General features: G+C 63.3%; 12 protein-coding genes. 10 read left to right on the forward strand and 2 right to left on the reverse strand.

Annotation, left to right across the window (positions count from 1 at the left end):
• The first annotated feature begins 25 nt into the window (after nucleotides 1-25).
• Together P0N66_RS02350 and P0N66_RS02355 are read left to right on the forward strand one after the other, a co-directional pair.
• Nucleotides 26-919, forward strand: coding sequence for a Fic family protein (locus P0N66_RS02350; RefSeq protein ID WP_275802377.1), 894 nt, complete (start codon nucleotides 26-28; stop codon nucleotides 917-919).
• Nucleotides 920-1,006: 87 nt separating this feature from the next.
• Nucleotides 1,007-2,797: a KamA family radical SAM protein gene (locus P0N66_RS02355; protein ID WP_275802379.1), complete on the forward strand. Its 1,791-nt coding sequence runs from the start codon at nucleotides 1,007-1,009 to the stop codon at nucleotides 2,795-2,797.
• Between the two features lie 146 nt (nucleotides 2,798-2,943).
• Here the strand turns inward: P0N66_RS02355 and bioD are convergent, their stop codons facing one another.
• On the reverse strand, nucleotides 2,944-3,717 hold the full coding sequence (bioD, locus tag P0N66_RS02360) for a dethiobiotin synthase (RefSeq protein ID WP_275802381.1): 774 nt from the start codon (nucleotides 3,715-3,717) through the stop codon (nucleotides 2,944-2,946).
• Between the two features lie 6 nt (nucleotides 3,718-3,723).
• Entirely contained in the window at nucleotides 3,724-5,232 is a 1,509-nt protein-coding gene (locus P0N66_RS02365) for an alpha/beta fold hydrolase (protein WP_275802382.1), read from the reverse strand.
• 487 nt (nucleotides 5,233-5,719) lie between these two features.
• Between P0N66_RS02365 and P0N66_RS02370 the strand changes: the two genes are divergently transcribed.
• The 8 genes from P0N66_RS02370 to P0N66_RS02405 all read left to right on the forward strand — a co-directional run bounded on the left by P0N66_RS02370 (nucleotide 5,720) and on the right by P0N66_RS02405 (nucleotide 16,025).
• The gene (locus P0N66_RS02370; protein WP_275802384.1) at nucleotides 5,720-5,929 is read left to right on the forward strand and encodes a hypothetical protein; all 210 of its coding nucleotides are present in this window, start codon (nucleotides 5,720-5,722) and stop codon (nucleotides 5,927-5,929) included.
• 110 nt (nucleotides 5,930-6,039) lie between these two features.
• Nucleotides 6,040-7,017, forward strand: a complete 978-nt coding sequence (locus P0N66_RS02375; RefSeq protein ID WP_275802386.1) for a substrate-binding domain-containing protein — start codon at nucleotides 6,040-6,042, stop codon at nucleotides 7,015-7,017.
• Complete coding sequence (locus P0N66_RS02380; protein ID WP_275802387.1) at nucleotides 7,014-8,525, forward strand: sensor histidine kinase; 1,512 nt, start codon at nucleotides 7,014-7,016, stop codon at nucleotides 8,523-8,525. Before P0N66_RS02375 ends, P0N66_RS02380 begins: the two co-directional genes overlap by 4 nt.
• 16 nt (nucleotides 8,526-8,541) lie before the next feature.
• Nucleotides 8,542-9,030: a response regulator gene (locus P0N66_RS02385; RefSeq protein ID WP_275802389.1), complete on the forward strand. Its 489-nt coding sequence runs from the start codon at nucleotides 8,542-8,544 to the stop codon at nucleotides 9,028-9,030.
• 56 nt (nucleotides 9,031-9,086) lie between these two features.
• Entirely contained in the window at nucleotides 9,087-10,361 is a 1,275-nt protein-coding gene (locus P0N66_RS02390) for a diguanylate cyclase domain-containing protein (protein ID WP_275802390.1), read from the forward strand.
• 58 nt (nucleotides 10,362-10,419) lie between these two features.
• Nucleotides 10,420-11,901 (forward strand): DUF3375 domain-containing protein, encoded by a 1,482-nt coding sequence (locus P0N66_RS02395; protein ID WP_275802391.1) that lies wholly within the window; start codon nucleotides 10,420-10,422, stop codon nucleotides 11,899-11,901.
• Between the two features lie 85 nt (nucleotides 11,902-11,986).
• Nucleotides 11,987-12,655 carry a DUF4194 domain-containing protein gene (locus tag P0N66_RS02400; RefSeq protein ID WP_431189996.1) on the forward strand — a complete coding sequence of 223 codons (669 nt, stop codon included), beginning with the start codon at nucleotides 11,987-11,989 and terminating at the stop codon, nucleotides 12,653-12,655.
• Entirely contained in the window at nucleotides 12,645-16,025 is a 3,381-nt protein-coding gene (locus P0N66_RS02405) for an ATP-binding protein (protein ID WP_275802394.1), read from the forward strand. The genes P0N66_RS02400 and P0N66_RS02405 overlap by 11 nt, the downstream gene beginning before the upstream one ends.
• Nucleotides 16,026-16,141 lie beyond the last annotated feature (116 nt).

The raw sequence follows: 16,141 nt of genomic DNA on the forward strand, positions 1-16,141 counted from the left end.
CCGTCTGGACGAGAAATTATCCCTGTTGAATTCCTGTCGACCTTTCCCCGAGGCGGCGGTTAGAAAGCTTAAGGAGCAGTTCGGCTTGGAAATGACTTACAACTCCAACGCCATCGAGGGGAACAGCCTTACACTCAAGGAAACCTTTCTGGTCATAAGCGAAGGTCTGACCATCAAAGGTAAGCCACTCAAGGACCATCTTGAGGCGAAAAGTCACACTGAAGCCCTGGAGTATTTATACGAATTAGTGGCCAAGGGCCGGGGCATCACGTTCTCGGAGCGCCTGATCAGGGAGTTCAATCAGATTGTGATGCGCGATCTCGATAAAGAATGGTCCGGCCGGTACCGGAACAGCAACGTAATCATCGGCGGGGCCGATCATCAGCCGCCCGAAGCAATGGAGGTTCCCCGGTTGATGCGGGAACTGGTCGCTTGGGTACGGCGAAACAGGATGGTTCTGCACCCGGTTGAGCTGGCGGCCTTGTTGCACCACCGGCTTGCCCACATTCATCCTTTTTTTGACGGCAACGGCCGGACCTCCAGGCTGGTCATGAATGTTGTCTTGATGCAGGCCGGTTTTCCATTGGTGGTTATCCTGAAAACCGATCGAAAAAAATACTACCGGACCCTGGCCGAGGCCGACCGGGATAATCATGGCCCCTTCGTACGCTTCATTGCCCAGGCGGTTTTTCGGTCACTCGATATCTATCTTAAAGTGCTCACCCCGGCCCGGAAGGCCGGGGAACGTTTCATCCCTTTAGCCGAGCTTGCCAAGCTCTCACCGTTTTCTCCCAAGTATCTCAATCTGTTGGCCCGCACCGGCAAGCTTGAAGCCCATAAAGAGAGGCGCAACTGGTTGTCGTCGGAAGAGGCGCTCAAAAGGTATCTGGACAGCAGGGAGAGAAAGAGAAGAAGCTAAAGTTGCGCTCCGGGCTTCGGCGATTTGGCGGCAGCGACCAATCGGCAGGCTTGACGGTTACCGCCGGAACCGCTACGCTTAGTTGCCATGGAGCCCAGAATCTTCACCGCCAAATACCTGCTCAAGACCAACCCCTATTTCTTTGCGGTGCTCCGTGAGGCCCAGGATCTGGAAAGCGCGCGCGGGCGTTTGCTGCAACTGGTTGACCGGTGTGAAGCCCGCAGCGGCGGCAAAGAACTGGGGCAGGGGCAGGACGCCGGCATCCGGGCCCGCGTCCGCGACTGCGCTGGCGTCCTGCGTTCGATGATCAAACCGGACGCGGAGGAAGCGGCGGGATTCAGTGTGGCGCAAGCCCTGTGGGATATCGCCCGCCATCAGCCCCGGCCGGAACTGACCCCGGCCTTTTATGCCGAAATTTTTTATCTCTGCAAAGGGCTGGAGGGGCAAGGACCGCGCCGGGCGCTGGATTCCATCCATCTCACCGCCATCGAGGCCAGCGGCCGCCCCGCCGCCCGCATCCGCTCCCGCCAACTGGACGATCTTTGGAGCGAGGTGGACCGCTACATGGAATCCTACCCCCTGGGGATGAACGAAGCGGCGGTGGCCCGGCGCCAGGGCCGCCGGGATAAGATCATCAAGGAACTGGGGGCCGATCTTGACTCCTGGCATGACTGGCGCTGGCAGATCCGCCATATCGTGCGGGAGCTTGAACCCCTGGAAAAACTGGTCAGGCTGAGCGAGACCGAACGGGAAGCGGTGGCGCTGGCCCGCAAGCACCGGTTGCCGTTTGGCATCACCCCCTATTACCTGAGCCTGATGGATGACGACCCGGGCGGTCGGGACGCCTCCATCCGGGCCCAGGTGCTGCCGCCCATGAGCTATGTGCAGGGGGTGCTGGCCGCCAAAGACCCATCCTGCCTAGATTTCATGGGTGAAGAGGACACCTCGCCCTTTGACCTGATCACCCGCCGCTACCCCGCCATCTGCATCTTGAAACCCTACAACACCTGCCCCCAGATCTGCGTTTACTGCCAGCGCAACTGGGAAATCGACGAGGTGATGGCCCCGGGAGCCTTTGCCGGCATGGACAAAATCAAGGCGGCCATCGGCTGGATCCACGATCACCCGGCCATCCACGAGGTGCTGATCACCGGCGGCGACCCCCTGGCCATGGGCAACGAAACCCTGGCGGCGATCCTTGACCAGGTGGCGGCGATCCCCACCGTGGAGCGGATCCGGCTCGGCACCCGGACCCTGGTCACCATGCCCATGCGCTTCACCGAGGAGCTTATGGAGCTGATCGCCCGCCATCACCAGCCCGGCCGGCGGGAGACGGCGGTGGTAACCCATATCCAGCACCCATATGAGATCACCCCGGAAATGGTGGAAGCGGTCAACCGCCTGCGGCAGCATGGAATTCCGGTCTACAACCAGCTGGTTTACACCTTTTTCATCTCCCGCCGCTTCGAGGCCGCCTGCCTGCGCCGCCAGCTGCGTTTAAGCGGTATCGACCCCTATTACACCTTCAACACCAAAGGCAAGGACGAGACCATCGGCTACCGGGTGCCCATCGCCCGGCTGATCCAGGAGCAGGAAGAGGAGGCCCGTTTGCTGCCGGGCCTGGGCCGCACCGACGAGGCGGTGTTCAACGTGCCGCGCCAGGGCAAGTGTTATCTAAGAGCCCGGGAATACCGCAACCTGCTGGCCATCAAACCCGACGGCGCCCGGGTGTACGAGTTTCTCTCCTGGGAAAAAAAGGTCTCCCAGCACACCTCCACCTATCTCAACGAAGACGTGCCGATTCTCGATTACCTGGAGCGGCTGAAAAACATCGGTGAGAGCATCTCGGACTACGAATCCATCTGGTATTACTACTAGGAAAAAGTGCGCCAGCACCGCATCTTGCGGGCGATCAGTCCCGGCGATATAGCGCTGCTATAATCGCCGGGACTGCTTGCCCCAACCTGCGGCACTGGCGCACTTTTTCCGCGATGCTTGCTGGTTTTTGCTTACTGAATTTTTACTTAATGGCAGAGCAGCGCTTGGGATATTTTTTCGCCGATGGGGGTGAAGGCGGTTCGGGCGCTGGGGTGATCTGGGCAACGGGGCAGGCGGCCGAGGATGGTGGTTTGGCCCAGTTCGGCGATGGTGCGCCGGTTGTCGTTGACGATGACCTCCGGCGGGCTTGTTTCCTCGTCGCTGAACACCAGGCCCGCTACAGGGATATCGCGGCGGCGCAGGGCCTCCAGGGTCAGCAGGCTGTGGTTGATGGTGCCCAGGCCGCTGCGGGCCACCAGCAGGGTGGGCAGTTTGAGTTCGGCCACCAGGTCGATGAGCAGCAACTGCCGGGTTAGAGGCACCAGCATCCCCCCCACTCCTTCCACCACCAGCACCTCATGGGCCGCCCGGGCCTCTGTAAACAAGGACAGCAGACGGGCCGGGTCAATTTCCCGGCCTTCCTGATCTGCTGCCAGGTGGGGCGAGGCGGGCAGGCTGAAACGATAAGGCACCGCCAGCTCCAGGTCGAGACCGGTCAAAATACTTGGTCCTGGCACGACTTTGGTGATCCCATGAAGATCCGGGTCGGCACCGCCCGGCCGGGGAGGCTCACCGGTCAGGGCCTGCACCGTTGCCAGGTCTTCGGGCAGTTCCTCCTCACAGCCGGTGGCGGCCCATTTCTGGTAGCCGGCGTCAATGCCCCGGCGGCGGAGAAAATCCACCAGCAGGCCGCTGATCAGGGTCTTGCCGACGCCGGTGTCGGTGGCACCGACAAAGATCGCTCGGGGTAACTTTTTCATGGGGGTTTACTCCTTTTGGGCCTGCACCAGGAAAACCTGGAAGCTGATCCGGTAACCGTGGGGTTGGCCGGCAAACCAGCGGCTCAACTCGCGGTAGTGCCGGGTGGTAAAAGCGGCGGTATCGGCCGGGCGGCCGGGACCACCGGTGCCGGTGTAACGAAAGTGTCGCAGCAACTCGCCGAGATCGGAAAAGCGGCGGTTTAAAAAATATTCCTCCACGGTGGCGGCGGGGAACACCGCCGTCACCATGGCCTGCAGTTGCTGATAATCGACAAAGTTGCGGGCCGCCACCCGGAGCCCACCGCCGGAGACCGCCCGCAACCCGGCGTCCAGTTCCGGCATGGACCGGCGCCCGAAAATGGTGGTCAGCAGCCGTCCGCCGGGCTGCAGGCCGGCCTGGATGGCGGTCAGGGAGCGGGGCAGGTCGCTGAACCACTGGAGGGTGGCGTTGGCGGTGACCAGGTCGAAAGCGGCACGGTTGGCGGCCAGAAACTCCTCCCCTTCCCGGCACAGCAGTTCCAGACGGGGCGAGTTGAGGCATTTCTCCCGGGTCTGCCGCAGCATGGCTTCGGAGAAATCAAGGGCTGTGATGTGAGCGTGCGGGAAATTATCGAGCAGCCGCCGGGTCCAGTTGCCGGTGCCGCAACCCAGTTCCAGTACCGCCCGCGCGGCCGGGTCCGGCGGCAGCCGCTCGGCCAGCAGGGCCAGGGTACGCCCCTGGACATCGGCATGGGCATCGTAGGTGGCGGCGGCCCGGCTGAAACGCCGACGGATGCCTTCCTTGGCATTATCATCCGTCCTCCGTCCTCTATCCTCTGTCTTCGATCTTCCGTCTCCCGTCTTCTGCTCCAGAAAAATCGCATGCCCGCCATGTTCCAGCAGCCGCTCCTCGGCGCCGGGCCAGCGCAGGCGCTGTTCCACCGGGGCGATCACATCCCGGCGGCCATGGACGGCCACAACCCGGCAGCCGGCCGGCAGTCCTTCAGGAGCGGGCATCGGGGCGGCCAGCAGTGCCAGCCCGTGCGCCAGCACCTCCGGCGCCCGCTCGGCCGCCGCCAGGCACTCTTCCTCCAGTTCCCGCTGAAAACGGCGGTACGCCGCACGATAGCCCAGGAAGCATTTACGGTAAAAGGAGCGCAGGAAATCTTGTGGTTGCCGCGCCAACTCGGCCCGGATGTCGGCCAGTTCGCCGGCGGGCCAGGCGGCGCGTACCGCCAGCAGATGCACCGCCGTCACCCGGCCGGGATAAAGCCGGGCCAGTTCCAGGGCGCAACGCCCCCCCAACGACCAGCCGATGATTTCACACTGCTCGATGCCTTGTCGATCCAGCCAGGCGCCGAACCCCGCCGCCAGGGCATCGGGGTCAAGCACCCCCCCGGCAACCGGACAAAAAGCCGGATCTTCGCCACCCAGGATGCCCACCCGGCCGGTAAATCCCCAGCCGGGAAGAAAAACTACGGGACGCCGGGAATCATCTCGAGAGGGAGGGTAACTATCGGTGATCACTGTGGCCATTTCGGATTGATTGCCGACAAATCAGGGTTTGCCGGGCCGGATCCTGGTCGGCCCGGCAATGTTTGCCGTTGCTGGCGGTCAAAAGCGGGCAGTTTTCGGTGGCGGTGGCGACCACCATGGCGTCACCGGCCCGCAGCCCGCGCATTTCCGGCGTGATGTCTATATGGACTGGACATAATGTCTTCCGGCCACCAGGTTGTCAACGATAAATATCCTCTCCGAGCCGGGTCAAGCGGGCTGGTTTACCAAAATTTTCGGGAGCCGATTTACTTTCGGCCGTGGCAAGCCCACAGTGTAACAGAAGCTTGGAGAGCCGCCGGCCTTTTGCCGGAGGAAGTTGATTCATCAACCAAAAGAGGAGAACCGACCATGAGCACCCAAATCAAGTGGCACACCGAAATGAACGAAGCCCTGGAACTGGGACGGGAGACCGACAAACCTGTTCTGCTGGATTTCTTCAACCCCCAATGAATTGGCTGCCAACAGTATGGATACAGTTACGTATCCCGAAAGCAAAGTGGCACAGTTCATCGAGAAAAACCTCGTTCCGCTGCGGATTCCCTCCGACAGCAAGCCTTACCCGGAAAAATTCAACATCAAATGGACACCGGCGCTGATCGTGCTGGGTCCGAATAGGGAGGAGCACCACATGGTTGAGCAGATGCCAGAGCCAACGGACGGACCAATTTATGATTGACAACGGCTTGTTTTTCCGCTTTATTCTTCCGGGTTCAGGTTGGCCGCCACGGAGTGGCAATACCACGCCGCCCGACGGCCGGCCGCCGAAGTAAAACGGAAACTGTAGCCATGCCCATAAAACCGCTGCTCAACCCTTTTTCGACGCCGCCCGGTGGGTTGCCACTCGGCCGGCGGCTGTTGCTGCTGCTGTTGCTGTTGCCGTTTTTTCTGTTGCCGGCGCAGCCCGGCGGGGCGGGGGCCGCCGCCCCGCTTTACGCCGCAGCCCATGCGGCAAACTCCCCGGCGTCCGAGACCCGTCCCCTGGTGCTGCGGCTCAGCGGCTGCTCGGTGAGCCGCACCGGCTACCTGGAACAGTTGAGCGCCGCCTTCACCCAACGCACCGGCATCCGGGTCTTGCTCAAGGGCGGCGGCTCCATGACCGGACTGCTCACCTTGGATGCCGAAGCCTCGGACCTGGCGGCCAGTTGCCTGCCCCCTTCGGCCGATCACGTTCCCGCAAGCGTTCGCCTGGTACCGGTGGCCGGTGATGCCCTGGTTTTTGTCACCCACCGGGACAACCCGGTGGGTGATATCGGCCTGGAGCAGGTACGGGAGATATTCCTGGGCCAGATCGACAACTGGCGTCAACTGGGCGGCCCCGACCGGCCGTTGGCGGTTTACCTGCAATACTCCCGCCATGGCGCCAGAGGCAGCGGCTTTGACAACCATGGCATCCCTTTCACCCTGCAGCAACAGGTGCTGGACGGCCGGCCCATCGCCGTGGCTCCGCAAGTCTTTTTTCCCCGCCCCTCGGGCGGCCTGGTTGAAGAAAGCGTGGCTCGCGACCCCGACGGCTTCACGGTCAGCGGCTTCACCTCGGCCCGTATTCGCCCCGGTCTGAAAATGCTGGCCATAGACGGCATCGCCGCCAGCAAGGAAAACATCAGCAGCGGCGCCTACCCCACCCAACTGCACCGCCACCTCTACCTGGGACTGGCTGACGACGCTGCCCCCGCCGCCCGCCGTTTTCTCGCATTCGCCCTTTCACCCGAAGGCCAGCAACTGATCTCCGGGCTCGGCGCCATCGCCCTACATGAACTGCCATGAACCACGCTCCCCGCTTTATTCCCCTGGCCATCCGGATTTCGACCATCGTGGTCGGGGTGGTGGCGGCAATAGGCCTGGCGGCCACGGTTTTTCTGGTGAACCATCTGGCCAAGGATACCGAGGCCCAATTTGTCCAACGGGGCCAGACCCTGAGCCTGATCCTGGCCAAACTGGTCAGTGAAGGGATTGCCGAAGAGAATTTGGACCTGGTCAACCGGGCTTCGTATATCATCAGAGAGAAGGATGTGGTCCAGGTTTGCGTCTACAACGAGTTCTGGGGCCGGATAGAAGTTTACCCCCAGCAGACCGGAAGCGTGCACGAGCCGGAACTGCCGCCGACCATCCTGGCCGCCGCCAATTTTTTTGCCTCCTCCCCCGAAGCCCGTTTTTTTTACACCCGGGACGACCACGGCCCGCAGCACGTTTTTTTTGCCCGGGTGTTCTACCAGCCTTTCCACGATGCCCCCCCCATGGATGCCGGCTTCGTGGTCGTGCACCTCAGCGACCGACAACTGGCAACGGCCCGCCGGGAAATGGTGCGCACCCACCTGGCGACAGCGGCGCTCTTCAGCCTGGTCACCATCCTGCTGCTGGTCTGGCTGCTGCATGTCCAAGTGGTCAAACCGCTCAAGGGCTTGCACCGGGAAATGGAGGATTTTACCCGGCAGGGCGCCCCACCGGCCCCGCCGCCGACGGTCCGCGACGAAGTCGGCGAGTTGAAGCGGCAATTCAGTGAAATGGCGCGGACCATTCGCCGTCGGGAAAGGGAAAGCCACCGTTTTCAGCAGGAACTGCAACGCTCCAACCAGGAGCTGGAACAGTTCGCCTACGTCGCCTCCCACGATCTCCAGGAGCCCCTGCGGGTAATCTCCGGTTTTGTCCAACTGCTGGAAAAACGCCAGGGTGATAAAATCGACGCCAAGGGGCGGGAACACATGGCCCACATCGTGGAGGCCACCGGCCGCATGAAGGAGTTGATCAACGACCTGCTCAGTTACTCCCGACTGAGCACCAAGGCCCGCCCGCCGGAGGCGGTGGACCTGAACCAGGTCGTGACCAGGGTCGAGGCCAACCTGGCCCAACTGATCGCCGAAAACGTGGCCGTCATCGACTGCCCCGAGCCCCTGCCCACGGTGCGGGCCGAAGCCGGCCAGATGACCATGCTGCTGCAGAATCTGCTGACCAACGCCGTCCGCTACCGCCGAAACGACCAGCCACCCCGGATTACCATCACCGCCCGGCGGGAGAACGGAACCTGGCGGCTGGCGGTGGCCGACAACGGCATCGGCATCGAGCAACAGTACTTTGATCGTATCTTCAAGATATTCCAGCGGCTGCACACCCGGGACGAATATCCCGGCACCGGCATCGGTCTGGCCATCTGCCGGAAAATCGTGGAACGCCACCGGGGCCGGCTGTGGGTGGAATCCACCCCCGGCCGGGGTTCAACCTTTTATTTTACCCTGCCGAAGGGTGAAAGCGAGCCGGCCGAGGGCTCACAGCCATAACAAGGAGGAGAGGGCCGTGGAGGCATCAAACAGGGCAGCGCCCAACGTGGAAACACCGAGCAACAACGTGGACCTGATCAACATCCTGCTGGTGGAGGACAACCCGGCCGACATCTGCCTGACCCGGGAAGTCTTCGCCGACTGCCGGCTCGCCAACAATCTGGAGGTGGCCCGCAACGGCCTGGAGGCCATGGAATTACTGCGGGGCACCACGGAGCAGGAAAAAATGCCGGACATCATCCTGCTGGATCTCAACATGCCCAAGATGGACGGCCGCGAGGTCTTGCAGGAGTTAAAAAAGGACTCCCGACTCTGCACCATTCCGGTGATCATTCTCACCACCTCGGACGCCGAGCAGGACGTGCTCAGGTCCTACCAGTTGGGGGTCAACTGCTATATCACCAAGCCGGTGGACCTCAACCAGTTCATCAAGGTGGTCCAGACCATCGAAGATTTCTGGCTGGCGGTGGTCAAGCTGCCGCCCCGCCCGCCGCTATCCTGTTGAATAGTTACCTGCCAGAATAAGCTAGTCAATTAAGTCGAAGTTATAGAGAAAGAGCCATGCACCACATTCTCCTGATTGAAGACAGCCCCGCCGACGCCGCCCTGATCCGGGCCATGGTGGAGGAAATCGATTCGGTAAGCAAGTTCACCCACTGCCAACGGCTGCAGGAAGCGGCGCCGCATCTCACCGGCGAAGACTGCTGCCTGGTCCTGCTGGACCTCAACCTGCCGGACAGCGAAGGGCTGGCAACTTTAAAGGGGGTACGCGCCGCCCGCCCCCAGGTGCCGGTGGTGGTACTGACCGGCCTGGACGACCAGGACCTGGCCCTCAGCGCCATTCGCAACGGCGCCCAGGACTACCTGGTCAAGGGCGAAACCGACCGGCAACTGCTGGAGCGGACCATCGGCTACGCCCTGGAACGTCACCAATTGCGGCAGGAGCTGGAAAAAAGTATGGAGCGGATGCGGCTGGCGGCCCGGGTGATGGAGGCCGCCCTGGAGGGCATCTTTGTCACCGATCCGGATTTCCGGATCATCGAGATCAACCCGGCCTTCAGCGAAATTACCGGCCTGCGGCTGGAGGAAATCAGGGGTCGTCGCCCCCGGGTCCTGGGCGCCGGCTCCTACGAGGAAGAGCGTTACCTGGAAATCGAACAGACGATGAAAAAAGGCGGCTTCTGGCAGGGCGAGGTCTGGCACCGGCGCAAGGACGGCGAGGTCTACGCCGCCTGGCTCAACGTCAGCCCCCTGCGCGATGAACGGGGCCGGGACGGCGGCCACGTGGGGGTGTTCATGGATATCACCCAGCGCAAGCTGGTGGAAGAGCACCTCAAGAAGATGGCCCATTACGACGTGCTCACCGGCCTGCCCAACCGCGCCTTGTTCCACGACCGGCTGGACCAGGCCCTCCACCGGGCCGGCCGCAACGGCGACAAGGTGGGGATTTTGTTTCTCGATCTGGACAAGTTCAAACCCATTAACGACCAACTGGGCCACGACACCGGTGATTTGATCCTGCAGGAACTGGCCCAACGGCTGCAAGGCTGCATCCGCAAATCAGACACCGTGGCCCGCCTGGGCGGCGACGAGTTCACCATCATCCTGCCGGAGATCGACCAGCCCGAGGCCGCCATCCACCTGGCGGAAAAGATATTAGACGCCATCGCCGAACCCTTTTTCCCCAAAAACATCGAGTGCCGCCTGGCAGCCAGCATCGGCCTCAGCCTCTACCCCGAACACGGCCAGGACCGGGAAACCCTGCTCAAAAAGGCCGACTGCGCCATGTACCAGGCCAAGGAAGAGGGTAACCGCTATTATCTCTTCGGCACTTGAACCCAAAAAACGGCTTGCGACCGGCCCCACCCCTCATTAATCTGCCACCATGGCAAACATGGGCGGCATAACAACCAACGACGAAACCGGAACCCGGCCGGGGCTGGACTACACCACCCTGGAACGCCTGCGCCGGGAGCACCCGGCCTGGCGACTGCTCTGTTCGGAGCACGCGCCGCTGGTGGCCAGCTTTCTTCACCGGGTATTCATCGCCCCCAATGTCCGGATGCTGAGCCGGGCCGACCTGGCCGAGGCCCTGGAAGACCAACTTTTCGCCCTGCGGGAGGAACTTGGTGAACAGGCCTTTCCCAAGCCGGCGACCGCCTACCTCAACGACTGGGCCGACAACGACAAGGGCTGGCTGCGCAAGTTCTACCCCCCCGGCAGCGACGAGCCCCATTTCGATCTCACCCCGGCCTGCGAAAAGGCCGTCAGCTGGCTGGGCGGCCTCAGCGAGCGGTTGTTTGTCGGCACCGAATCCCGTCTGCTGACCATTTTTGAACTGCTGCGCCAGATCGCCACCGGCCGCGAAACCGACCCCGAGACCCGCATCGCCGAGCTGGAAAAGCGCCGGGGGGCCATCGAGGCGGAAATAGAGCAAATAAAAAAAGGGGAGCTGAGCCTGTTGGACGACGCCGCCGTCAAGGACCGTTTCCAGCAGTTTCTGCAACTGGCCCGCGAACTGCTCACCGACTTCCGGGAAGTGGAGGAGAACTTCCGCAAGTTGGACCGCCGGGTGCGGGAGCGGGTGGCCCGCTGGGAGGGCGCCAAGGGCGAGTTGCTGGAAGAGATCATGGGCCGGCGGGACGCCATCGCCGATTCGGACCAGGGCAAGAGCTTCCGCGCCTTCTGGGATTTCCTGATGTCCCCCAGCCGCCAGGAAGAGTTGAGCCGGCGCCTGGAAAAAGTGTTGGCCCTGCCACCGGTGGCCCGGTTGACCCCCGATCCCCGGCTGCAGCGGATCCACTACGACTGGCTGGAAGCGGGAGAGAGCACCCAGCGCACCGTGGCCCGGCTCTCCCAGCAGTTGCGCCGCTTCCTGGACGACCAGGCGTGGCTGGAAAACCGCCGCATCATGGACCTGCTCCACAACATTGAAAATAATGCTTTGGCCCTGCGAGAAAACCCACCAACCGGCGCCTTCATGACCATGGCCGGCACCGCCGCCGCCATCGAGCTGCCCCTGGAGCGGCCCCTCTTCCGACCGCCCCGCGCCGTCACCATCACCGCCGCCACCCTGGAGGAAGGACAGGCCGAAACCGACCCCGAGGCCCTTTACCGCCAGCTGGTGGTGGACCGGGCGGAACTGGCCCGCCACCTGCGCCGCGCCCTGCAGACCCGAAAGCAGATCAGCCTGCGGGAGCTGGTGGCCGTCCACCCCCTGCAGTACGGGCTGGCGGAACTGCTGGCCTGGCTGCAACTGGCCGGCGAAGATCCCAAGGTCAGGATCGACGAGGAGAGCGCCGAAACCATCTCCTGGCAGACGACGGAGGGCCACACCCGCCAAACCGAGCTGCCCCGTATCACTTTCAGGCGATAATCAGGTGGCCGATGGCAAAATCGCACAGGGCAAGACGGGCCATGGAAGATGTTAATTCATTGACAAAAAACGGACCCCCATGAAGATGAACGAAAACAACCGGCAAACCATAACCGACCCTCCCCCCGAGGATGAGGGACGGGAGCTGGCCGCCCTGGTGGTACCCCTGCTCAAGGGGGTGCTCTACCGGGAGGACGAACCGAGCCGCTGGCAGAGCCTGCTCAACCTGCAGGCCCGGGTGCGGGATTACGTGGCGGTGCTGGATCTGGAGCTGCTTCTGGACGAGGCGGAAGGTTACGCCTTTCTGCGCTCCCGCCCGGAGGACGAGCAGGAACCCACGACCGCCAAGGCACCCCGGCTGATGGTTCGCCGCCAGCTCTCGTTTCCGGTCAGCCTGCTGCTGGCCCTGCTGCGCAAGAAACTGGCGGAATTCGACGCCGGGGCCGGCGGCGGCGACAGCCGGCTGGTGCTGGGTCGCGAGGAGATCGTGGAACTGATCCGGGTCTTTCTGCCGGCGGGCAGCAACGAAACCCGCCTGTTCGACCAGGTGGACAGCCATCTCAACAAGATCGCCGATCTGGGCTTCATCCGCCGGCTACGCGGTTCGGAACCCATGTGGGAAGTCCGGCGCATCATCAAGGCCTTTGTCGATGCCCAGTGGCTGGCGGAATTCGACCAGCGCCTGGAGGAATACCGCCTGCACCTGGCCGGCCCCGAGGCTCCCGCCACCGCCGGAGAACCCCATGACTCCTGAACCCATGCGGCTGGATTTCAGCACTGACGACCGCCGGGCCGGGTTCCGGCTGATGCGCCTGGAAGTTTACAACTGGGGCACCTTCCACGACCGGGTCTGGACCCTGCGCCCGGGCGGCGACAACGCCCTGCTCACCGGCGAGATCGGCTCCGGCAAGTCCACCCTGGTGGACGCGGTGACCACCCTGCTGGTGCCGGCCCAGCGCATCGCCTACAACAAGGCGGCCGGGGCCGAGAGCCGAGAACGCAGCCTGCGCTCCTACGTGCTGGGCTACTACAAGTCCGAACGCAGCGAGTTGGGCGGGCGGGCCAAGCCGGTGGCCCTGCGCGACCATCATCACTACTCGGTGATCCTGGGGGTCTTCCACAACGCCGGTTACAACCAGACCATCACCCTGGCCCAGGTCTTCTGGCTCAAGGACAACCTGGGCCAGCCGGCCCGCATTTTCGTCGCCGCCGAGCGGGACCTTACCATCACCTCCGACTTCGCCGGCTTCGGCCGGGAAATCACCGCCCTGCGTAAACGGCTGCGCGCCTCTTCCAAGGTCAACATCTTCGACACCTTTCCCCCTTACGGGGCCTGGTTCAAGCGCCGTTTCGGGATCGAACACGAGCAGGCCCTGGAGCTTTTTTTACAGACCGTTTCGCTGAAATCGGTGGGCAACCTCACCGATTTCGTCCGCCAGCACATGCTGGAGCCCTTTGCCGTGGAACCCCGCATCGAGGCCCTGATCGGTCACTTTGACGACCTCAGCCGGGCCCACGAAGCGGTGCTCAAGGCCAAGGACCAGGTGGCGCGGCTCACCCCCCTGGTGGCCGACTGCGACCGCTACGACCGGGAAGCCGCCCGGCGCGACCAACTCACCGCCTGCCGCGAGGCCCTGCAGCCCTGGTTTGCCCAACACAAGCTGGCACTGCTGGACGAACGGCTGGCCACCCTGAACGAGGAACTGGAGCGCCACCAGCTCAAGATCACCAACCTGGAAGAACAGCGACGCGGGCTGCAGAGCCGGGAGCGGGAACTGCGGCGCCATATCGCCGAAAGCGGCGGCGACCGCCTGGAAAACCTGGCCGAGGAGATCCGGCAACTGGCGGAGCAGCAGCAACAACGCCGCCGCAAGGCCGAGCGTTACCAGGAGCTGGCCGCCGGGCTGGGGCTAACGGCGGCCGCCGATGAGGAAGCCTTTCTCAACCAGCGCCAGTGGTGCGACGCCCTGCGGGAAGAAGAAACGGAAAACGAGGCCCGCCTGCAGAACCAAATCAACGAAACCGGGGTACGGCTGGCAGAGGGCCGGCGGGAACACGAGCAGTTGGCAGCCGAGATCACCGGCCTCAAGGCCCGGCGCAGCAACATCGCGCAACAGCAGGTCGCCATGCGCCAGCGCTTAGCCAAGGCCCTGGATTTGAAGGAAGAGGAACTGCCATTTGCCGGCGAGCTGATCCAGGTGCGGGAGGAGGAGAGCCGGTGGGAAGGGGCCATCGAGCGGCTGCTGCACAACTTCGGTCTTTCGCTGCTGGTGCCCGAACAGCATTACACCAAAGTGGCCGCCTGGGTCGATGACACCGACCTCAAGGGTCGGCTGGTCTACTTCCGGGTCCGCCCCGGCCGCGTGGGCGAGCCGCCACCACCGGATGCCGACCTGCTGCCAAACAAGCTGGCGATCAAGCCCGAGACCCCCCTCTACGACTGGCTGGAAGGGGAAATCGCCCGCCGCTTCGCGGTGATCTGCTGCCACGACCAAAAACGTTTCCGCCGCGAAACCCGGGCCCTGACCAAAAGCGGCCAGATCAAGATGCCAGGCGAGCGCCATGAAAAGGATGACCGCCACCGCCTGGACGACCGCCGCCGCTACGTGCTGGGCTGGACCAACGCCGCCAAGATCGCCGCCCTGGAAGAGCAGGCCGGCCGGCTGGAGGAAGAACTGACCGCCGTCGGCCGACAACTGTCCATTCTGCAACAGGAACGGCAGCGGCTGCTGGAACGCCTCAACTTGCTGACCAAGCTCGACGAGTACCGGGATTTCCGGGAACTGGACTGGCAACCGGTAGCCCGCCGGGCCGCCGAGCTGGCGGCGGAAAAAAAGGAGCTGGAGGCCGCCTCCGACCTGCTGCAGACCCTGACCGGTCAACTGGTCGAAACGGAAAATCAGCTGGCGGCGGTGGAGGCCAAGCTGGAGGCCCGCCGGGAACAGCGGACCCGAACGGCCCAACGCCACCAGGACCTGGGTGAAATGCGCCAACAGCTAACAGAACTGCTGGCCGCCGTCGGCGACCAAGCCACCGCCTGCTACCCCGAACTGGTTCGCCTGCGGGCCGAGGCCCAGCCCGAACAGCCCCTGACCTTGGAAAACTGCGACGCTAGGGAGCGGGAGCTGCGGGAGTGGCTGCAAAGCAAAATCGACAACCTCGGCCGCCAGCTAAGCAAGTTACAGGAAAAAATCGGCGCCGGCATGCGGGGCGTCAGCGAGACCTACCCCCTGGAGACCCGGGATATGGACGTGGCGCTGGCCGCCGCCGGCGACTACCGCCAGTGGCTCGACCGTCTTAGCGCCGACGACCTGCCCCGCTTCGAGGCCCGCTTCAAGGAGTTGCTCAACGTCAACACCATCCGCGAGGTGGCCGGTTTCCAGTCGCAGCTGATCAAGGAACGGGAGAAGATCAAGGAAAACATCAAGCGGATCAACCTCTCTTTGGCCCACATCGACTACAACCCCGGCCGTTACATCGTGCTGGAGGCCCGCGCCGCCGCCGACCAGGAGATCAAGGAATTTCTGGGCGACCTCAAGGCCTGCACCGAGGAGACCCTCACCGGCTCCACCGGCGACCAGTACTCCGAGGCCAAGTTCCTGCAGGTCAAACGGATCATCGAACGCTTCCGGGGCCGCGAGGGACGCACCGAGGCGGACCGCCGCTGGACCGCCAAGGTGACCGATGTTCGCAACTGGTTCGTCTTTGCCGCCAGCGAGCGCTGGCGCGAGGACGATCGGGAACACGAGCACTACGCCGACTCCGGCGGCAAATCCGGCGGCCAGAAGGAAAAGCTGGCCTACACCGTGCTGGCCGCATCCCTGGCCTACCAGTTCGGCCTGGAATGGGGGGCGGTGCGCTCCCGCTCCTTCCGTTTCGTGGTCATCGACGAGGCCTTCGGCCGGGGCTCCGACGAATCGGCCCGCTACGGCCTGGAGCTGTTCGCCCGCCTCAACCTGCAACTGCTGATTGTCACCCCCCTGCAAAAGATCCACATCATCGAACCCTTCGTGGCCGCCGTCGGCTTCGTCCACAGCCCCGACGGCCAAACCGCCACCCTGCGCAACCTCACCATCGAAGAGTACCGGGCGGAAAAAGAACATCGGCAGGGGCGCAAACCATGACCCTTGAGCGGGCCCAAATAGATGAGTTTCAAATTGTCACCAAGCAGGCCCGACCACGACTGGGCCAGATTTGTGATCCGTTGAGGCATTTAGACACGAAAAACTTGCCCGCAAAA

Origin of the sequence: Desulfurivibrio dismutans, assembly GCF_029210385.1 — a bacterium.
GTDB classification, from domain to species: domain Bacteria; phylum Desulfobacterota; class Desulfobulbia; order Desulfobulbales; family Desulfurivibrionaceae; genus Desulfurivibrio; species Desulfurivibrio dismutans.